At 39.6% G+C, this 19358-nt stretch carries 19 protein-coding genes; 7 read left to right on the forward strand and 12 right to left on the reverse strand.

Annotated elements, in window-relative coordinates; translation table 11 throughout:
- Window positions 1–7: 7 nt before the first annotated feature.
- Both FCR06_RS10975 and FCR06_RS10980 read right to left on the reverse strand, forming a co-directional pair.
- Window positions 8–898, reverse strand: a complete 891-nt coding sequence (locus FCR06_RS10975) for an SDH family Clp fold serine proteinase (RefSeq protein WP_138499486.1) — start codon at window positions 896–898, stop codon at window positions 8–10.
- Window positions 899–1121: 223 nt separating this feature from the next.
- Window positions 1122–3038, reverse strand: a complete 1917-nt coding sequence (locus tag FCR06_RS10980; RefSeq protein ID WP_138499488.1) for a serine/threonine-protein kinase — start codon at window positions 3036–3038, stop codon at window positions 1122–1124.
- Between the two features lie 301 nt (window positions 3039–3339).
- Here FCR06_RS10980 and FCR06_RS10985 point away from each other — a divergent pair, with 301 nt between their 5' ends.
- Entirely contained in the window at window positions 3340–4248 is a 909-nt protein-coding gene (locus FCR06_RS10985) for a DUF3365 domain-containing protein (RefSeq protein WP_138499490.1), read from the forward strand.
- Window positions 4249–4407: 159 nt separating this feature from the next.
- On the opposite strand, the gene FCR06_RS10990 is transcribed toward FCR06_RS10985, so the two are convergent.
- Entirely contained in the window at window positions 4408–5649 is a 1242-nt protein-coding gene (locus FCR06_RS10990) for a serine/threonine-protein kinase (protein WP_138499624.1), read from the reverse strand.
- 1040 nt (window positions 5650–6689) lie between these two features.
- Between FCR06_RS10990 and FCR06_RS32515 the strand changes: the two genes are divergently transcribed.
- The 3 genes from FCR06_RS32515 (at window position 6690) to FCR06_RS11000 (ending at window position 7509) form a co-directional block, all read left to right on the forward strand.
- A complete protein-coding gene (locus FCR06_RS32515; protein ID WP_189523377.1) occupies window positions 6690–6836 on the forward strand; it encodes a hypothetical protein in 147 nt (48 codons plus the stop codon).
- Window positions 6837–6929: 93 nt separating this feature from the next.
- A complete protein-coding gene (locus FCR06_RS10995) occupies window positions 6930–7172 on the forward strand; it encodes a hypothetical protein (protein ID WP_138499492.1) in 243 nt (80 codons plus the stop codon).
- The gene (locus FCR06_RS11000; protein WP_138499494.1) at window positions 7153–7509 is read left to right on the forward strand and encodes a transposase; all 357 of its coding nucleotides are present in this window, start codon (window positions 7153–7155) and stop codon (window positions 7507–7509) included. The genes FCR06_RS10995 and FCR06_RS11000 overlap by 20 nt, the downstream gene beginning before the upstream one ends.
- Before the next feature lie 110 nt (window positions 7510–7619).
- On the opposite strand, the gene FCR06_RS11005 is transcribed toward FCR06_RS11000, so the two are convergent.
- Together FCR06_RS11005 and radA are read right to left on the reverse strand one after the other, a co-directional pair.
- Window positions 7620–8348 carry a Uma2 family endonuclease gene (locus FCR06_RS11005; RefSeq protein WP_138499496.1) on the reverse strand — a complete coding sequence of 243 codons (729 nt, stop codon included), beginning with the start codon at window positions 8346–8348 and terminating at the stop codon, window positions 7620–7622.
- Between the two features lie 120 nt (window positions 8349–8468).
- Window positions 8469–9995, reverse strand: a complete 1527-nt coding sequence (radA, locus tag FCR06_RS11010) for a DNA repair protein RadA (protein ID WP_138499498.1) — start codon at window positions 9993–9995, stop codon at window positions 8469–8471.
- A 170-nt stretch (window positions 9996–10165) separates the two neighbouring features.
- On the opposite strand from radA, the gene rpaB reads away from it, so the two are divergent.
- Window positions 10166–10894, forward strand: coding sequence for a response regulator transcription factor RpaB (gene rpaB, locus FCR06_RS11015; RefSeq protein ID WP_096542480.1), 729 nt, complete (start codon window positions 10166–10168; stop codon window positions 10892–10894).
- Window positions 10895–11014: 120 nt separating this feature from the next.
- Window positions 11015–11674, forward strand: coding sequence for a cofactor assembly of complex C subunit B (locus FCR06_RS11020; protein ID WP_138499500.1), 660 nt, complete (start codon window positions 11015–11017; stop codon window positions 11672–11674).
- Between the two features lie 180 nt (window positions 11675–11854).
- Here the strand turns inward: FCR06_RS11020 and FCR06_RS11025 are convergent, their stop codons facing one another.
- Window positions 11855–12760, reverse strand: a complete 906-nt coding sequence (locus FCR06_RS11025; RefSeq protein ID WP_138499502.1) for a M48 family metallopeptidase — start codon at window positions 12758–12760, stop codon at window positions 11855–11857.
- Window positions 12761–13064: 304 nt separating this feature from the next.
- On the opposite strand from FCR06_RS11025, the gene FCR06_RS11030 reads away from it, so the two are divergent.
- A complete protein-coding gene (locus FCR06_RS11030; RefSeq protein ID WP_138499504.1) occupies window positions 13065–13583 on the forward strand; it encodes a DUF456 domain-containing protein in 519 nt (172 codons plus the stop codon).
- Between the two features lie 227 nt (window positions 13584–13810).
- Here the strand turns inward: FCR06_RS11030 and FCR06_RS11035 are convergent, their stop codons facing one another.
- The 6 genes from FCR06_RS11035 to FCR06_RS11060 all read right to left on the reverse strand — a co-directional run bounded on the left by FCR06_RS11035 (window position 13811) and on the right by FCR06_RS11060 (window position 18924).
- Complete coding sequence (locus tag FCR06_RS11035) at window positions 13811–14536, reverse strand: LEVG family PEP-CTERM protein (protein WP_138499506.1); 726 nt, start codon at window positions 14534–14536, stop codon at window positions 13811–13813.
- 416 nt (window positions 14537–14952) lie between these two features.
- Complete coding sequence (gene nblB, locus FCR06_RS11040) at window positions 14953–15618, reverse strand: phycobilisome degradation protein NblB (RefSeq protein ID WP_138499508.1); 666 nt, start codon at window positions 15616–15618, stop codon at window positions 14953–14955.
- A gap of 115 nt (window positions 15619–15733) precedes the next feature.
- Entirely contained in the window at window positions 15734–16198 is a 465-nt protein-coding gene (locus FCR06_RS11045; protein WP_189523378.1) for a CBS domain-containing protein, read from the reverse strand.
- A 146-nt stretch (window positions 16199–16344) separates the two neighbouring features.
- Window positions 16345–16761, reverse strand: a complete 417-nt coding sequence (mutT, locus tag FCR06_RS11050; protein ID WP_138499512.1) for an 8-oxo-dGTP diphosphatase MutT — start codon at window positions 16759–16761, stop codon at window positions 16345–16347.
- Between the two features lie 545 nt (window positions 16762–17306).
- A complete protein-coding gene (locus FCR06_RS11055; protein ID WP_138499514.1) occupies window positions 17307–17651 on the reverse strand; it encodes a DUF760 domain-containing protein in 345 nt (114 codons plus the stop codon).
- A 316-nt stretch (window positions 17652–17967) separates the two neighbouring features.
- Window positions 17968–18924, reverse strand: coding sequence for an RNA polymerase sigma factor, RpoD/SigA family (locus FCR06_RS11060; protein ID WP_138499516.1), 957 nt, complete (start codon window positions 18922–18924; stop codon window positions 17968–17970).
- Between the last annotated feature and the right edge of the window lie 434 nt (window positions 18925–19358).

Raw genomic sequence — 19358 nt, forward strand, 5'->3', positions numbered from 1 at the left:
TTACGAATTACGAATTATTTGGTTTTTCTAAAGGTCTGCCTTTAGGTACAGGTAGAGCTGGATTACGGTCATTGTAAGGCATAGGAATGTACTGAACAGTAGGTCGCCCTCCTTGTGGCTGTGGGTATAAATCCATCAAATCGTAAATAGAATGGGGCAGTCCAACAGTTATGGGCAGCCCCATTTCTGTTGCTTCCTCAACAGTAATGGGATAGTCGTGGGTGACGCGCCCAGTTGTTAAGGCTTCGATAATCGATTCGATATTTTCTGGCTGAACTTTTTGTTTGGGTATACTGTCCTTGAGCAGAGTTCGCACAAACCGCTGTACTTGCCCGATTGCTTTACGTGAGAGGTCGGCCATAATCAGGGTTTGGTCATCAATCTCACTGATGGGTTTATCTTCAACGACTTTGAGGATACTTGCTGCTGGGAAGTTACCAAGTTGGGGATCAACTGGCCCCAAAACAGCGTTAGCGTCCATAACAATTTCATCAGAAGCCAGAGCTAGCATTGTACCGCCGCTCATTGCATAGTGGGGTACGAAGACTGTGACTTTTGCTTGGTGGCGAATTAATGCTCTAGCGATTTGTTCGGTAGCTAAGACCAAACCACCGGGAGTGTGCAAAATTAAGTCAATTGGTACATCTGGAGGAGTGAGACGAATTGCTCGTAGGATCTGTTCTGAGTCTTCGATAGTAATGTAGCGAGATAAGGGAATTCCGAGCAAGCTAATGGACTCTTGGCGATGAATTAGCAAAATCACCCGACTTTTGCGTTGCTGCTGAAATTCTTGTAAAGCACGCAAGCGTCGATACTCTATTTGGCGTTTTTGCCAAAGGGGTTGCAAAGATGTAAGAAGCAGGAAAATCCAGAATAAATCACCAATACCAAAGCCCATAAAATTGTTTACTGTTGAAAATAATGGTTGCCGCCATCATTTTGACAACTTTTGGGCGATCGCAATTCTATCGCAAGGCTAGAACAGATGAGGAGATAGGGAGTTTAATGTTTTGAGCTTCAACGTTGAGCCTTTGAGCTTGAAGCTTCAAATTTTAACTCTTCTCCTCATCCCCCATCTCCCCATCTCCCTATCTCCGCATCTTTGCATCTTTCCATCTCCCTCACCTCCCCCGTCGCCAAATCTTGATAGTATCGTCATCGCCGCCGCTGACTAGGGTTTGTCCATCGGGACTGAAGGCGACGCATCTCACATAGCTGGAATGCCCTATTAGTGTACTGACTTCTCTACCAGTGTGTAAATGCCAGAGCTTGATGGTGTTGTCCCAACTACCACTAGCGAGAAATTGCCTATCGTGGCTAAAGGCGATTGACCAAACTGAATCAGAATGACCAGTGAGAGTACGAATTTCTTTGCCTGTGTTTACATGCCACAGTTTAATTGTGTTGTCACCACTACCACTGGCGATGATTTCGCCATCGTGGCTAAAGGCGATACAGTTGACAAAAAAGGTATGTCCAACAAGTGTGGTAATGTTTGTGCCTGTGTATACTTGCCACAGTTTAATCGTACAATCATTACTACCACTAGCTACAAGCTGTCTCTCTTGGCTGTTGGTGGTTGTGGCTGTTCTTGAAGAGTAGGCGACTGATGAAACTGGATCGAAATGACCTGTGAAAGTTTGGATTTCTATGCCAGTGTGTACCTGCCACAGTTTAATTGTACAGTCAGCACTACCACTAACTAAAAGCTTGCCATCTGGACTAAAGGCGACGGAATTTACCCAGTTTGTATGACCGGTGAGAGTACGAATTTCTTTACCTGTGTTGACATCCCATAATTTAATTGTGTTATCCCAACTACCACTAGCCAAGATTCCCCAGTTATTATCTGTAATTCCCCCAGTTCTGTTGGACTCTGCTTGAGAAAAAGAATTTGAGGATATTGGGCTAAAGGCAACAGAATGAACCATGCTGGAATGACCAGAAAACCAACGACCCAGTTGACGCATTAACTTACCAGTACCCAACTGCCAAAGTTTGATAGTTTTGTCATTGCTGCCACTAGCAAGAAATTGTCCGTCTGGGCTAATGGCGATCGCATGAACCATACTAGAATGACCTTTAAGGGTCTGTATGCATTGCCACTTCTGCCGATCTAAGACAACAGGTACGGGTGATTGCACAATAGGAGGAGGCGATTGTCCTCTAGGCTTGCTCGCTAAAAATAGTGGTATCGTTGCCGAATCTTCTCTAGGATCGTACTCCAGTAAATTTAACCACTCTTGCACGGACTGGGGACGATAAGTTGACTCTAAATCCATGCCGCAGATAATAGCTTGATTTACTCTCTTACTGATGTTGGGATTAAAATATTGTGGTGGTTCTAAATTAACATTGTGACGGCGATCGTCTGCACTTGTTGGTATAACTCCTGTAAGCAAATTATACAAGGTAGCAGCTAGGGCATAGATGTCAATGTATTCTCCTCGTGGCGCTTCTAATTCATACTGTTCAGGTGGGGCAAAACCAGGAGTACGATAGACTGTGTGCCTCTGAACCGCATTGGGGATAAATTCTCTCGAAATGCCAAAGTCTATCAGTACCGCTTCTGATTTTTCAATGCGAATCATGATGTTGCGCGGTTTTAGATCTCGATGCAGCAAGCCCTTAGAGTGAATCAGCGTTAAAGCGTCACCAATTTGCCGGATATACAACAGTGCTTCTGTTTCTGACAGCAGACCTGTCCGCTTCAAGCGTTGTCCTAAGTCTTCGCCTTGGATGTACTCCATCACCATGCAAGGCAAATTTCCTTCATCAAAAACGTTTTCTACTTGCACTATATGAGGATGGTGACACACAGCCAACCGAACTGCTTCATCACGGAAGTCTTGCCGTAATTTATTTCGGTGCAGTATCCAAGCGGGGTGATTCAATATTTCTTCTTTGAGGGTTTTTACCACTCGCAGTTGATTTCGTTGATTTCTGGCAAGATAAGTAATGCCAATTCCACCTTCGCCTAGTTGGCTTTCAATAATGTAGCGCCCTCCAAACAAAGACTTTCCTGGATTCCACACCATTAGTAATATTTAAGATTTTTTAGTATTTATTTTGGCACGGTATCAGAACAGCCAATCCGAATTTTTCGCAATTTCATCAGAATTGCTGTTGTAGCTTTCAATAAGTTAATTACTTACATAACATTTTCATGCACCTCGATAGTAACTATTAATTAATAGTATAAAGTTGGATATACATTCATAGTTTTAGCTAAACTATGCCTTTACACCAAAATATGAAAGTTGATTGATCATGCTACAGTAAACGATAACTTTAGCAATATTTGCTCATAATAATTTGACTTGTAGGTAATCTAAAATTATGCTAAAGAATCTGAATCTGAAACAAAAATTTACAATACTGCTAGTACTAATTTTGACATTTGGTCTGAGCTTAAGTGGATTTGCTCTTTCTTCTTTGCTAAGAGAGAATGCCAAACAAGATATTAGCTCAACAGCTGTCATGCTGATGCAAACAATGAGTTCTGTTCGTAAATACACTAGTACTCAGGTGAATCCAGAGTTAGCTGATAAATTAGCAACAGAGTTTTTGCCGCAAAGTGTGCCTGCCTACTCTGCACGGGAGGTATTTGAAATTTTGCGGAAAACAACAGACTACCGTGATTTCTTTTATAAAGAAGCAACTCTCAATCCTAGTAATCTTCGAGATAAAGCAGACGCCTTTGAGACAGAAATTGTAGAAAAGTTCAGAAATAAATCAGATTTGAAGGAATTGAGTGGATTTCGCTCAATTCCGGGCGGAGATATCTTTTACATTGCTCGTCCGTTGCCGGTTTCTGAACAAAGCTGCTTGAAGTGTCATAGCGTACCTGAAGCTGCACCTCAGAGCATGATTACTCTTTATGGTACAGCTAATGGATTTGGGTGGAAGCTGAATGAAATTATTGGCGCTCAGATTATATCAATACCAGCAAATAACGTTATCAACAAAGCCAATCAATCTTCTTTACTAATTGTTTTAATTGTATCAACTATTTTTATCGCAACGATTCTATTAGTCAACTTTTTCTTGAATAGACAAGTTGTTATGCCTCTCAAACGCATGACTCGCATCGCCGAGGAAGTCAGTACGGGACATATGGAAGTTGAATTTGAGCAGATGTCTAATGATGAAATTGGTAATTTAGCGAGGGCTTTTAAAAGAATGCAATTAAGTTTAGAAATGGCAATGAAAAGAATCAAACGCACTCAAGGAGGTTCAACAGATTAAAAAATTTAATAATTCAGGAGTCAGAATTCAGGAGGCAGAACACCTAAATATTAAGATAATTTCTAGAAATCTGTACAACTTAGAACTTTTGACTTCTGAATCCTGAATTATGCTGGCAATAACTTAAAAATCACCATTGAATTAGTGCTGTTTAAATACTTACAAAAATAAGCTTTTTTTAAATTCAAAAGCTGCTTTCGAGTCAGGAATTTCTGTAGCTATAAGTTCAACAAATTGGTCAGGTGAATTGTAAGGATTTCGAGCCAAGATTTCTTCTATAACAAAATTTGCCATTGGACCGATATAGTAAGCTAACTGCTGTTGACAATGTTTAATAAATGCCGGATTAAGCGAAGATTGTTCTTCAATTCGCTCAATTTGGGAATTCACAGGTAAAGCAGGTGAACTAAAAATGGTCTCTTCAGCTTGGTTATATGACTCAGTAATTGCCGACATCGCCTGATATTTAGGATTAAATACCGTATCAGGCAAATCAATCATAATTGCAGGAGACGTTACTATTTTTGGTTGTTCGAGACGCTCTAAATCTGCGATTACTTCCCTGGCTATTTGATATCGCTTGTTGGGTCTATCTGCTAACATGCAATCGAGTATTTGAGCCAAACCATCAGTAACATAGGCATAATAATGCCAATTCCATTCTAATGAATATTGATCCATCAATAAGGATGGATCTCGACCTGTGAGCAGTACAATAGCTGTTACTCCCAAAGCATAAAGGTCACTAGAGGGAGAACATAAACCTAAGCTAATCTGCTCGCGCGGAGCATATCCTACTTTACCAACGAGAGACATTTTACCAACAAAAGTTACTTGGTTAGAAGTTCTGATTTCGTTAATGTCAGCAATTTGTTTGCCAACACCAAAATCAATTAGCACTGGCAAATTCTTTCCCTCAGGTAACATGATGTTATCAGGAGAAATATCTCGATGGATAATATTATGTTCGTGGACATATTCCAGCACAGGCAGGAGATTTTTTAGCCACTTAATGACTTCCTCTTGAGTAAAGTTTCTTCCTTGATGTTGAAGTTCTCCTAGCAGGCGAGAATATGTTTTTCCATCAACATACTCTTGGACTAAGAACAGCCGACCATCTCCTTCAAAGCAAGCTAAAAACTTGGGAATTTGAGAATGTTGCAATTGGTGAAGAATTTTTGCTTCTCTTTTAAATAAGTTACGATATTGCTCGAGTCCACTTTCTCCTGTGCCAATAGKTGCAAATTCTTTGAGAACGCAAGCTTCATTAAAGCGACGAGTATCATACGCTAAATAAGTTCGTCCTAATCCTCCTTGTCCCAAAAGTTTTTGGATAATATAGCGGTTATCTATTAGAGTTCCAGCGGCAATTTCTGGTCTTGTCAAAGGGGACTGTGACATCATTATTATCGCACTCCTAGCGATCGTAATTATTGATAAATTCTTTGTAATAATTCTCAAAAGTCAGAAGTCAGAATAGTTGGAAAATCAATGTCACATAACTGTTTGATTTTCTGATGATGAAATTGGAGTCTCCAAATCTTGTATATTCTGACTCCTGGATTCTCGATTAGAGAATTCTCACAATTATTTAGTTTGCTCGAAGTCAGAAACTCTAGCAGATAAGGGCTTACATCATCTTTAAAATAGAGGTTAGCACTACTATCAAAATTAGGAAATACACTTTTCTACAATCTTTTGATGGTATATTGTGACCGAATTAACAATTTTTACTTGATAAAGTTTTAGTACTACTTAAAATAAAGTATTATAGCAGCCGCAATGTAGCCCGTGTCTGCGGTAATATCTGCGAGTGCTTTAAGCATCGCATTTTACATTGGCTATTTAAACTTATCTAGCCTTAATAACCTAATTGGTATTAAGGTATAGAGCAGCCAGAATATAGCATAACAACATAGTTTTTTGGCAAAACTGAAGTAGCTATAGACTTCCTAAAGTTAATATTATATATATTTTAAATAGTGAATATGCGATCGCTCTTAAAAATTAATCTTTCTACGACCTTGTATTCCCGCATCGAGAACTATAAAAGCTTTGAGTGTAAGTCATTATTCTTCTAAAACAGAAAATTATGCTAATTAATGGAATATTTTCTACTTTTATTCATTGGCTTCTTCTGGGCGTTACAAACCTGGTTATATTTAACATAAGTTTATAAAAAATCAATCAAAAATATTTAACATTACAATAATTAATATATCTTTTTAGAAGTTACGCTTAACTGACACAAACGTTCATTGAAATTTTTCAATATGACTGTAAAATTACCTGCCACGTAATCAACTTATGGCGATCGCACCTATTAAACCCTCATCCTGGCTAGAAAAAGGTATTCAAGTTGAAAAAGTCAATAAATAATACCAATTTGAAAAAAGAATGCGACAGATGGTAAAAATAAGATTAGGTAGCATTCAGGGTGAATGATGACAGGGGTAGTGCATATCGAGATCCGAGAAAGTGTGGAAGAACTCGAAGGGTTAGTTCGCCAACAGAAAAATGCTCGACTCAAAGAACGCATCCAAGCACTGTATCTGATTAAATCTCAACAGATGAAGGTAAGTGCGTAGCTTGCCGCCGAAGGCATCGCTAAAATATTAGGAAAACATCGATGTATAGTACCTCGATGGTTGGCAGATTATCGAGCAGGAGGAATAGAGGCAGTGGTTGAATTTGGGACAAGTTCCGGTCTAACCAGAGCCATACCAGATTGGGCAGTATCGAGTCTGAAAAAACAACTCGAAGAAGCTGAAGGTGGGTTCCAACGTTATACACAAATTCAACACTGGTTAGATTCAGTATTAGGGGTACAAGCCGAATACGCGACGGTACATCATTTGACGCGTTACAAGCTCAAAGCAAAACTCAAAGTGCCTCGTCCACGTAATAAAAAACAAGACGAATGAATGCTACCAACAATTTCTCAATGAATTTGCTGCTTGTTATCCTAACAGCTTGAATATTCTCCAAGTCGATAACGGCTTGTTTCATAAAGCTAAACGGTTGCAGATTCCACAAAACCTCATTCTCTTATTCCAGCCAGCTCATTCTCCAGAACTTAACCCGATAGAGCGAGTTTGGGAACACCTCAAACACGACTTAAAATGGGAGCTATTTGATAACTTAGAAAAGCTACAAGCCAAGGTTGGACAACTTCTTGCACAACTCACCCCACAGATTGCTGCTTCCCTAACTGGCTATGATTTCATTTTAAATGCCCTATCTGTCGCAAACATTTTTTGAATTGGTATTAAGTCAAATTCGAGTTATTTAAAATTTCATTGCTATAAAAAAATGCTAGATTTAGCAAATTTTTAACTAAACCTAGCAATCTTTAATTATTAACAAGAAGTCTAATCTTCAGGTTCAATTCCCGCAGCCTGCAATTGTGCTGCTAGTCGTTCGGCGCGTTGGCGTTCTTGTTCAGTGCGTTGGCGTTCTTGTTCGGCTAATTCTGTTCCCCAAGGTAGAAGGTTTCCTTGTTTGTCCCACCACCGCAACCACTTTCCTGTACGATTTTCACGAGTGCCTTGCGACACACCAAGGAAAAGATTGATTTCTGATATCCAGTAGCATTGATTTTCATCAGGTTTTTGCAAGACATACTCTTGTGTCTTTTCTAAGCTATATGTTTCGATACTGCCGCTATCTGGTTCAAAGATGATGTAGTTTGGTACTTTTAAAATCCGCTCGTAGAAAAACCATTTTCCTGGGGGATATGTCGATTTAATAGAATATTCTGTCTGTTGTGTATCGGAAACAAATTCCATCACAATTACGGGAATGTCACCCTGTAATTGAGGTGTGTAACTGCGTATTATTTCTTCTCTATTAACATTAATTTTAGCAATGAAAGCCCAATCGGGGGCTTTAATGACTATTCTGTTGTTTAGAGTGGCACAAATGCCGTAATTAGTTGTTGTTAGGGCGTTAGCTGAAATCTTTCCGGCTAATTGTAGGCTTTCGGTGAGTGCAGCAGCTAAGGCTGGTTGGTTGATGTTGTCCACTGGATCGTCTGGGAGTTTGTAATCATCGGGTAGTTTTTCCCAAGTGATTTGGTAGTCTTGGGTGATGACTGTCATGATGAGTTTTCCTTTGGGGTGTAAAGGGGATCGTTGAGTGTTGAGTTAGGAGACGCGATAAATCGCGTCTGTACAAGAGTTAGGAATTCTCCCTTCATCTTCCTTATCTTCTCAGTCCCGTTACTCATATTCATCGGGTTCTAAATCGTCGGTTGTCAGTTCTTGATGGGGGATGGCGGCGATAATTGCATCTATTACTTTAGATACTGGTAGAATCTCAATATTTAGGTCGGGGAATTTTTGTCCCTTGGGCACGATCGCTCTTTTAAATCCCAATTTAGCTGCTTCTTTCAACCGCAGTTCCATTTGGGAAACCGATCGCACTTGTCCGCCTAAGCCAACTTCCCCAATCAATACTGTACCTGGGTCAACGATGCGATCACGGAAACTTGCAACAATAGCAATTGCTACTCCTAAATCTACAGCCGGTTCTACTACACTCAACCCACCAGCAGAAGCAACATAAGAATCTAGTTTCGACATGGGAATTCCCACGCGTTTTTCTAAGACGGCGAGAATTTGCACTAAGCGATTGTAATCTACGCCAGTACCCGCACGTCGGGGTGAAGGGTAGCTGGTGGGACTGACAAGGGCTTGTAATTCCACAACAATGGGGCGAGTGCCTTCGCAAGCAACTACAATTGCTGTACCCGGCGCTGGATCGTCACGATTGCCTAAAAATAACTCTGAGGGATTAGGAACTTCTCGCAGTCCATGTGACACCATTTCAAAGATGCCGATTTCATGTGTTGCCCCAAAGCGGTTTTTCACAGTCCGTAATAATCGATGGGAGGCAAAGCGATCGCCTTCAAAATACAACACTGTATCTACTAAATGTTCCAAGACTTTCGGCCCGGCGATCGCTCCTTCTTTGGTGACGTGTCCCACAATCAACATAGTAATATCTTCATGCTTTGCCACCTTCATCAAAGCCGCAGTACATTCACGTACCTGAGCCACTGAACCAGGCGCAGAAGTTAAGGCGGGAAAAAATACTGTTTGAATACTATCAATCACAGCTACATTCGGTTTGAGTGACTCTACTTCCCGCAAAATCTCTTCTAAATCTGTTTCTGGCAATACATACAAATCGGCTCCTATGCTTTCCGGTGCTTCTGATTTGGTGATATTTTCTGCTACTGGCTCGTTGCTATCACTAACCAGACTTAAAGGTTTTGATACTCCTAAACGAGAAGCTCTTAATTTTATCTGTTGTCCTGATTCTTCTCCAGAAATATAAAGAATGCGATATCTTTGTGCTAATTGATTTGATACTTGCAGTAATAAAGTAGATTTTCCAATTCCTGGATCGCCGCCAATCAACACCATTGAACCAGGAACAACTCCACCACCTAGTACCCGATCCAATTCTCCATAACCAGACTCCCAACGCGTGACTTGGCGATCGCTAATTTGGTCAAACGTCAATGAAGCTCGCTGTTTAGGAGGTTTGGCAGTAGATTTGCCATTCTTTGCTGTGTTTTGCCAACCACTTACTCCTCCACGAGTAGGTATATCTACAGAAGATTGGATCAGGATTTGTTCTTCTAAAGAATTGTAAGTTCCACAGGCTGGACACTTACCAAACCATTGAGGGGATTCCGCCCCACAATCGTGACAAACGTAAAAACTTTTTGGCTTTGCCATTCGTAAATCTTATTAAATATTCTTAATATTTACTTAAGTTTTGGAGAACACTAAAATCGAATCATAGTGGTAGTTAGAGCTTTTTCCAAATCAATTTATGGAATGATATCTTAATATTATGGTATTAAAAATTAATCATGTAAATTTTTAGTGAAGGAGCGTCGAGCAACTTGGAAAGTCATAAAGAAAAAATCTTAGTAGTAGACGATGAAGCCAGCATTCGCCGGATTTTGGAAACACGTCTTTCGATGATTGGCTATGATGTGGTAACTGCTGGTGACGGAGAAGAAGCTTTGGAAACATTTCGCAAAGCCGATCCCGACCTAGTAGTTTTAGATGTAATGATGCCAAAGCTAGACGGTTACGGAGTTTGTCAAGAATTACGCAAGGAATCAGATGTCCCTATTATTATGCTAACAGCCTTAGGAGATGTAGCCGATCGCATCACTGGGCTAGAATTGGGTGCTGACGACTACGTAGTTAAACCATTTTCTCCCAAAGAATTAGAAGCCCGAATTCGCTCAGTGTTGCGGCGAGTAGATAAAACTAGTGCTACTGGCATTCCTAGTTCTGGAGTGATTCATGTCGCTAATATTAAAATCGATACAAATAAGCGACAAGTTTACAAAGGTGACGAGCGAATTCGATTGACAGGTATGGAGTTTAGCTTACTAGAGTTGTTAGTGAGTCGCTCTGGAGAAGCTTTTTCTCGTTCAGAAATTTTGCAGGAAGTTTGGGGTTACACACCAGAACGTCATGTGGATACCCGTGTAGTAGATGTGCATATATCCCGCTTGCGGGCCAAGTTAGAAGACGATCCTAGTAACCCAGAATTAATATTGACAGCTCGAGGTACTGGTTATCTTTTCCAGCGAATTATTGAACCAGGGGAGGAGTGAAGGATAGGGAGTGTGGGAAATGTGGGAGGAGAGTAACTCTTGGAAATACTTGGGTTAACCCAAGTATTTACTCATAACTCCCTGTTTGACCAATGACAAATGACCAATAACAAATGACCAATGACCAATTCCGATCCCAATCGAGTTTTACGGCGTCTACCCATTGTTGTAGGTGGATTAGGCGCTGTGCTTTTGTTGATTAACCGTTTATTGACACCGCAACTAACCGAATCTCAAGCGCGTGGTGATGTGTTGGGTGTGATTTTAAGTGCGGTGTTAATTTTGACGGGTTTAATTTGGCAGCAGGTACAGCCGCGATCGCCTGATACTGTAAAACTAGTTGGAGAAGAAGGTTTTGTACTAGCCCCAGACTTACCAGAAGCTGCAAAAACTGAACTAGCCTGGGCATCTCATTTATTGTTGACTAATACAGTAACGCGATCGCTAATAGTTTTTTATCAAGGTAAAGTTTTGTTACGTCGCGGAATTTTAGCTGCCAAATCTGAAGTTGTACCAGGAGTAATTTTAAAACAGGTACTTGAAAAACAAAAGCCGATTTATTTAGTGGCACTAAAAGTGTATCCAGGTAGGATTGAATTTGATTATTTACCTGAAAATACTCAAGGTGTAATTTGTCAACCTATTGGTGATAAAGGCGTCCTCATTTTAGGAGCTAACGCCCCTCGCAGTTACACCAAACAAGATGAAAACTGGATTGCAGGAATTGCTGATAAATTAGCTGTTACTTTAAACTCGACTATATCCAATCAAGCGACCTAACCTAAATTTAGGTTAGTCATCCACAAGAATAACTCTTAATTTGTAATTATTATCTCAACTGGACTTGCTCTTTATCTATAAGTTAATTATGAATTACGTTAGCGCAGCGTTAGCGATAGCGAAGCGTTAGCGACGGAGAAGCGTCGGAACGAGCGTCATTACGAATTACGAATTATTATCTTACCAAGAAGTTAAAAAATTCCACCCTTCTGTTTCTTCTGGTGTATTTCCTTGTTTTTGTTCTAGTGTATTCAAATTTTTCTGTTGAACTATATTCTCATATTCTCCAGAATCTACCCATTTTAATAACTCGCCAGTTCGCATTACTACCCAAGAAAGTCCAGATTCGGTATAACTTAATATTTTGGTCACGCGATCCACAGTATCAAGATTGTGTGATGCAAACTCACGGGCTTGAGTCACAAAATCTTCAATTACAGCAGGAGTTAAATACTCTTCTGGTAAACCTGCAAGTTTCATGAGTGCGGTAGTTGCAACCTCAATATCCTGACAAGCTAACAAACCAGCGCGATCGGTGGTGAACTTAGCCATCATCCGCCAATTATACAAAGCCAATTCCATTCCACTAGCTACTAAGCCGCCAACCCCCAATGTAGTACTGCTTAACAAGTTTTTTAAAGTGGGCATCATAATTGCCATTTGGTGATAAACCATGTGCTGACTCTTAATACGAGCAACTTCATGTCCCAGAATGTAAAGTAACTCTTCTGTACCAAGCCACTCCATTGCATCTAAATTAATTCCAACAATAGGTTTTTCAACGCCAACAATATAGGTATTAATATGTCCTGTACCTCGAAACAGATACAACTCAGGTAGCGGAGTAACATCTAGAATTTGGCAAGTTTCTACAAATGTCTGATGCAACTGGGGGAAGTTACGGGGCGTAATTCTGATTTCACTACCAAGACATTGCAATCTCAGTAGGCGATCAATGCCGTACTCGTTTATTTTTTTAAGTAGCAGTGAGACACCAGGCATATTTTGCAAAGAAGCTAAAGCTTTGCGATCAAAAGGGTGTTCGTAGGTTTGCGAACTTAGTCCAGTTAATATTTTTCTCGTCATTGATTAATAATCCCCAGGGCTAAGTGCTTTTACTTGCTGCTTAGTTTTTTAAAAGTATAAATCCTATTTGCCCAGCAACTAATGACCAAGACGAGCCAACAGCGAGCTGGAGAGAGATTATACCAAATTCAACTAAAAAATTGTATTTGCTTGGCGTTGCAATACGAAGATATCAAGTTTTAAGCTGCATAAACACTACAGTTCGCTTAATCCGATAGATTTACTTGATAAATCATTTTAGCTGGAAGCACAGCAGTGCTACCCTACAAATGACTCACTAACTTGGAAATTTAAAGTTTTATCTATGCAAATTATTTATTGGCTATTAGTTGCTGTAATGATTGTAGGCATTATTGGCGCTGTAGTTCCGGCAATTCCGGGTGCTAGCTTAATTTTAATTGCAATTATTATCTGGGGAATTGTTAGCAGTTCCTTCGCCGCGATCAAGATTCCATTAATTGTGACAATTATTGTTTTGTTACTCAGTATCAGTGTAGATTTTTTAGCTAGTTATATAGGAGCAAGACAAGCTGGAGCTAGCAAGTGGGGACAAATTGGTGCAATAGTTGGTTTGCTGCTAGGATTTTTTGGATTATTGCCAACTTTACCTTTTGGAGGCCCTCTGTTAGGAATTTTAGTAGGGCCACTGTTAGGAGCAATTATCGGTGAGTATCTTTACCGACGTGAATTAGGATTAGCAGTTAAAGCAGGTATCGGAATTGTCGTAGGTACACTGGTCGGAAATTTTATTCAAGGGTTATTGGCGATCGCAACTGTTACAGTATTTATAATTACAACTTGGTCACAGGTATATGGTGCTTAGAAATTTTTAAGTATTTGACGCTCATTTACCCAAATAAGAAAATTGAGTAGATAATAACTAAATGACATGATTAGTTATTCTATCTACTCAATTTAACAGTCAACAAATTGTATTTGCTACTAAAATATAGATGCAAACATTAATTTTTTGTATACAAGATTGATAATTCAAAAATTAATTATTGTTTGAATCTGTCATCTTGAATTTAAGGTTAGTTAAAGTTAAAATTAAACTGCTTGTGAGGTTTTTTTACGTTTTTGCAAACCGAACAAAGCTGCTAATCCTAAAACACCTAGTCCTACAGTGGTTTCTGGTTCCGGCACAGTTTTATTGACATCTAAGCGAACACCGTCACCAGTGGCGAATTTACCACCAATATTACCCAGCTTCAACTCCAATGAATTTACATTATTCAGGGTCACTTTCTTTATATTAGCGTTACCTCCTGGAGTAATTGTTCCTCCATAAGCAACACCGTTAACATTCAGAATCGAAGTACCTGTATCTTCTACATCAAAGAATGAGAGTACTAATTGGCTAATTGTGCTAGTAAAATTAAACTTGAACTGACCAACTTCTAATTGACCGTTTTCAGGCAATTTATTGTTTGTTCTTATCGCCACAGGACGGAACCAGTTTTGGCCAGCAATTGAGTTAGTTCCGGCATCTACGGGAGCAAACGAAATACCAAAACCATAATTATTTGCTGTGAAACTATCATCACTAAATAACAGACTTCGCTTATAGTCTGGATTATAAAGTTCACTGCTTACTGTATAACCATAGGGAGTTGTATCAATACAACTACCAGTAACACAAGCAACATTTGTTAGTTTAATTTCTCCTTCTACTGGAGGAACTAAAGAGACGGCTTCAGCTTTAGATATACCATTAACCAGATTTAAACCTATAGCAGATGCTGCAAGCGTTGTTACTATGACGAACTTTTTCATTAGACTTTTTTCCTTTGATTAGTAATACTTTGTGTCAAAACTTTTGTTTTGATTTTTTCTGTATATTTGTATGTTAGCTGGGCAATTACGTAAGTGCATTTACTCGCGTCATAATTTACATAATCTTTATTAGTAGATTACTGTATATAAATATTCTTAGAAATAAAAATTTTCTTAGTTGGTTTTTATACTAATTCTTCTGAGTTTTAGTAATAAACAATACTTATAGATACTGATTTACTTTATCTTCATTGAAAAATTAAAAGTTTTTTATCATAATAGTCCGGATAAAATTACAATGTTTCTTCTACCCTGTTTTCTAAAAATAAAAAACCCTTCCAGATAGGAAAGGGTTTTAGGAGTATGGAAAGTTAAAAAAGGAGCAGTTTAATCGTTAGCTTGTCAAAGATATAGGGTTAAGCAGACTGCAAATATCTTCTAGCTTCGGTAGCGATCGCTTCTACATCGTCATTAACCAGAGTTTCTAATATAGATTTGGCTTCTGGACTGTTCAAATGAGTCAAAGCTTGTACCAGTCTGTAACGGATTTGCCAATCTGGGTTAGTAGCATAGGGAGCTAAAAGGGGAACTGCTTGTAAATCTCCCAACTCACCCAAAGAACTAATAGCCGCAGTTTGAATTAATTCATTGTCTGAAGAAAGTGCCTGTTTAAGTAGTTCAAAAGCTTGTGGTCCACCTAACTCACCTAGCGTAGCAATGATACTGAATTGTACTAGCCATTCATTGGTTGTATTGTAGAGTTTCTCTAAATCTTCAAAAGCTTCATGCAACTTCAGAGCGCCCAAACAATCTGCTGCTGCTGCTTGCACATCTATTTCTGAGTCATTGAGCAAGCGATCGCGCAAAATATCCAAGGATAACTGTAAATTCTGTTCTCCAAGTGTATCCATTTGACTCACCGCCGAGTATCGCACACGAGCGTTGCTATCACCGATGGCACTTTGAATCAATTCAAAGCCAATTGCTGGTTCTAGTTGACGGATTTGATTTACTGCACGCAAGCGATCGCCCGCATCCTGAGAACCAAGCAATTGCTTAACAGACTCTGGAGTAATACTCATTTAATTATCCTTGATTTTCAAACTTATTAAAAAAGAGTCAAAATTCAACAGTCAAGGTCAAATGACTATTGACTATTGACTATTGACTTTTGACTAATAACTAACAGACAAGTAACTAATCTTGACTTGCTGCCATTGCCCGAATAATATCACCACGAGTGAGGATACCAATTACTTGCTCCATGCTGTCAAGTACTGGCAAGCGGTGAACACTGCGATCGTGCATGACTGTGGCAGCTTCCTTTAAAGTTTTCTCAGGGGAAATAGTGACGGGATTTTTACTCATCACTTCCCCAACAGTTTGCCCTAATGCCTTATGCAAGTCCCGTTCATACGTCGCAGGGTTTTTCAAATAGATCACGCTATCAAGAAACATGATGTATGCAGGTGGAGTTACACCAGTTTCTTGCCACATCAAGTCAGTTTCTGAGATAATGCCTACCAATTTACCGACATCATCCACAACAGGCACTCCACTAATGTGGCGTTCTGCGAGAATTTGAATAGCTTCGTTGAGTGGAGTTTGTGCCTGAACGACAATCGGATCGCGGCTCATCACGTCGGCAACGGTTTTAGCCATTTGTTTGCTGACACCTTTTATCAAAGTCCATTCGATTATTGTAGAAAATTGCGGGACTCAACCTGATGCAATTAATAGATTGTTACGGGATTAGAATACGACATTGGGAGTACTTTAGTTAACAGTTAGAAGTTAGGAGCTAGTCCTCACCCCATACTCCCCTTGAGGGCGGTAATAATTTGAATATTTGCTTTCGGAAAAGTAAACTGTTCGAGTTCTTCCAAGTTTACCCAGCGAATTTCATCACATTCTAAAGGTTGAGGAACACCTGTGAGATGACGGCAGTGATGTACTGTGAGGGTAACACGCAACTCTGTATAGGTGTGGTCAATTGTGATTAAATGCTCCCCCACTTCAATCACTATTCCCAATTCTTCGTAAATTTCTCGCTCAATGCACTCTTGGATGGTTTCACCAAGCTCAATTTTTCCACCAGGAAATTCCCACAAACCACCCATCATTCCTTCTGGACGACGACGGTCAATTAAGATTTGCTTTTGCTCATTCCAAATTACGGCAACACCAATGATTTTATGAGTTGGAGAAGAACTGGTTTGACTCATAGCTTAAAAAAGTGGAAACTGTGGGGAGTGTCCAGGGAAAGTAACTTTTAACTTCTAACTGCCAATGCTCAATACTGTATAACAAAACTCGGCAGACTGCTTTTTGCCATGCCGAGTTCGTATTGATTGCGAATATTGACTACCGCTATTTGTATATGCACAAGTTTTTAATTGTTCATTTAAAAATACACCTCTAGTTTCACTAATTCCTAATTTATGTAGGTTTAGAGAAAAACGAATTAAAATTTTTATGTTACTCTAGACTTTTGTCATCTCAATTTACATCCAAATCTGCTTATAATTTGCAGCTTGTCAAATATCTATTGACTTGATGCATGATTTTAGATTCTGCATTGGAATTTATCCAGATGGCTATTTTCCTAATCGTGCAGCCATAACTTTTAACTTCAACTCAACAAAATTGAGTTTCCTAAGTTTCATAGCAGATTTATACCAAGGTCAAGTATCTAAGCATTGACCTTAAACCCTTTTGTAAAGCCTATTTTTCTTACCAATTCTGACTCCTGAATTGTGCTGTAATATTTTTAGTCAATATTGCTATTGTCGGTTTCAGTTCCTTGTAAAGCAACTTCAAAATTCATTCTCTGCTCAGCGTTACGCAAGAAATAACCGCTAATCATAGCAGAAGCTAAAAGCCGACCTAAACTTTCGCGACTAGTAGTTACAGCAACACCAAAGTTTTCTGAAGGCAAGTTTCCCAATAGTCCCGTAATATTACGTTCCATCACCTGAAAAACTTCGGCAGAAGTAGGTTTGGATAGTTGGGTAACTGTCTCAGGACTTAAAGATTTAACATACTGCCATAGTAAATCGCTAGTTTCTGATTCGCTATTGAAAAATTCTGAGACACGATTGGATGAGTTACTCATTTTTGATCTCCTTGACTGCTATTCCTAGCTGCGGTGTTTCTGCTTTGAAAACAAAATGCCATTTCTGGATTTGACTTAGCTGGCTATTTAGTCTTCCTGTTAATTAATGTAACAGGCTAGTTTAGCAATTGAAGTGGGCGCAACCGTACCAAAAGCAGCGTATTTTCTCGCCAATTGCTCAGTAGTCATTGGTCATTCATCGTTGATCATCGCTCGGTGTTAACTAACAAAAAACAAATGACAAAGCGCAAAGTCTGAGCCAAGGTTTCGTTGGCTCAGACTTTGTAAGAGAGAACAAAAGACTAATGACTAATAACTAACTTGCCAAATACTCATCCATATTTGCTTTAGACTTGCGAAGTTTGGTTAAGGCTTCCCGCTCGATTTGCCGGACTCGTTCCCGACTTATGTTGAGGATTTCCCCGATTCTTGCAAGAGTCAGCGCTTGTCCATCAGTTAACCCAAACCGCAGCGCGATTACTTCCTTCTGTTGTGGGGTGAGGTCACCCATCAGACGCTCTAAGTCATAAGATAGGGAAGACTGCATAACAAACTCTTCTGGAGAAGCTCCTGGATCTTCTAGCATTTCTCCAAGTTCGGTATCGTAGTTATCACCTAAACGCAAATCTAAGGAAAGGGGCAACCGCGCCTTTTCTAAATACTCTCGTACTTGCTTGGGTGTCAATTCTAATTCTTGAGCTAGCTCACCAGCTGTGGGAGCGCGTCCCAATTTTTGAGACAATTGCCGCTGTGCCTTTTTAATTTTATTTAATTTTTCAGTTATATGGATAGGCAACCGAATGGTACGAGCTTTTTCAGCTATTGCACGAGTGATAGCTTGGCGAATCCACCAATAGGCATAGGTAGAAAACCTGTAGCCTTTGGTGGGGTCAAACTTTTCTACGCCACGTTGCATACCGATACTACCTTCTTGGATCAAGTCTAGTAAATCGACATTGCGCTTGATATACTTTTTGGCAACGGAGACTACCAAGCGCAAATTGGCTTCTACCATTTTGCGCTTGGCAATTTCACCATCAGCGATCGCTTCGTTCAACTCTGCTAGTTCTAATTTTGTTGCTTTGGCCCACTCTTCTATAGTTGGTTGACGACCTAACTGGGTGGCAAGATTTTCCCGCGATTCATGCAAGGCGGTTGAACGTTGCACCTGCTTCCCATAGAAAATCTCTTCCTCATGGGTTAAGAGTGGCACACGGCCAATCTCACGCAGGTAAGTCCGCACGAGGTCTGTGGCTGTCTGAGCGGTCTTCATGGCGCTACTCTTTGGTAAATTATGGGTTTGACGGTAGGGTCATTAGGGGATAGATGCTCTCGTGTGGGTTCTACCCAGTCAAGCTGGGAACCCATGTTATGGTTTGCAACTTACGCGCCCGATATATTCGGCTGCTCATAAAAAATTTAAATTGAGCTTCTTAATTGCTAAAAGTTACAGTTATTTCTTAATTTTCACAAGTATCTACAGTTAGATAAAAGGTAATTTTTTAAACATTTTTCTATAGGACTAATATTAACAATTGTAACCTTTGTGAGAAGGTTTTGGCTATATACTTGGATAAATTTTCTGGCTGTTCCAGATTTATCCAGTAGCATTTTTCCCTTAAAGTCTTTATAAAAGACAATTTCACAACTTATCTGGCTCAAAGAGACTCCCTCATATTTGTTAAAATATCTCAATGAGAACTATAG

This window comes from Nostoc sp. PA-18-2419, assembly GCF_005869855.1.
GTDB lineage: Bacteria > Cyanobacteriota > Cyanobacteriia > Cyanobacteriales > Nostocaceae > Nostoc.

Excerpts from the sequence above, each read along its gene's own strand:
- FCR06_RS10980 (WP_138499488.1), bottom strand. The coding sequence starts at position 3,038 with ATGGTGTGGAATCCAGGAAAGTCTTTGTTTGGAGGGCGCTACATTATT.
- FCR06_RS11030 (WP_138499504.1), top strand. The coding sequence starts at position 13,065 with ATGCAAATTATTTATTGGCTATTAGTTGCTGTAATGATTGTAGGCATT.
- FCR06_RS11005 (WP_138499496.1), bottom strand. The coding sequence starts at position 8,348 with ATGACAGTCATCACCCAAGACTACCAAATCACTTGGGAAAAACTACCC.
- mutT (WP_138499512.1), bottom strand. The coding sequence starts at position 16,761 with ATGAGTCAAACCAGTTCTTCTCCAACTCATAAAATCATTGGTGTTGCC.
- FCR06_RS32515 (WP_189523377.1), top strand. The coding sequence starts at position 6,690 with ATGATGACAGGGGTAGTGCATATCGAGATCCGAGAAAGTGTGGAAGAA.
- FCR06_RS11045 (WP_189523378.1), bottom strand. The coding sequence starts at position 16,198 with ATGGCTAAAACCGTTGCCGACGTGATGAGCCGCGATCCGATTGTCGTT.
- FCR06_RS11025 (WP_138499502.1), bottom strand. The coding sequence starts at position 12,760 with ATGACGAGAAAAATATTAACTGGACTAAGTTCGCAAACCTACGAACAC.
- FCR06_RS11035 (WP_138499506.1), bottom strand. The coding sequence starts at position 14,536 with ATGAAAAAGTTCGTCATAGTAACAACGCTTGCAGCATCTGCTATAGGT.
- FCR06_RS11020 (WP_138499500.1), top strand. The coding sequence starts at position 11,015 with ATGACCAATTCCGATCCCAATCGAGTTTTACGGCGTCTACCCATTGTT.
- radA (WP_138499498.1), bottom strand. The coding sequence starts at position 9,995 with ATGGCAAAGCCAAAAAGTTTTTACGTTTGTCACGATTGTGGGGCGGAA.
- FCR06_RS11060 (WP_138499516.1), bottom strand. The coding sequence starts at position 18,924 with ATGAAGACCGCTCAGACAGCCACAGACCTCGTGCGGACTTACCTGCGT.
- FCR06_RS11055 (WP_138499514.1), bottom strand. The coding sequence starts at position 17,651 with ATGAGTAACTCATCCAATCGTGTCTCAGAATTTTTCAATAGCGAATCA.
- nblB (WP_138499508.1), bottom strand. The coding sequence starts at position 15,618 with ATGAGTATTACTCCAGAGTCTGTTAAGCAATTGCTTGGTTCTCAGGAT.
- FCR06_RS10975 (WP_138499486.1), bottom strand. The coding sequence starts at position 898 with ATGGGCTTTGGTATTGGTGATTTATTCTGGATTTTCCTGCTTCTTACA.
- FCR06_RS10985 (WP_138499490.1), top strand. The coding sequence starts at position 3,340 with ATGCTAAAGAATCTGAATCTGAAACAAAAATTTACAATACTGCTAGTA.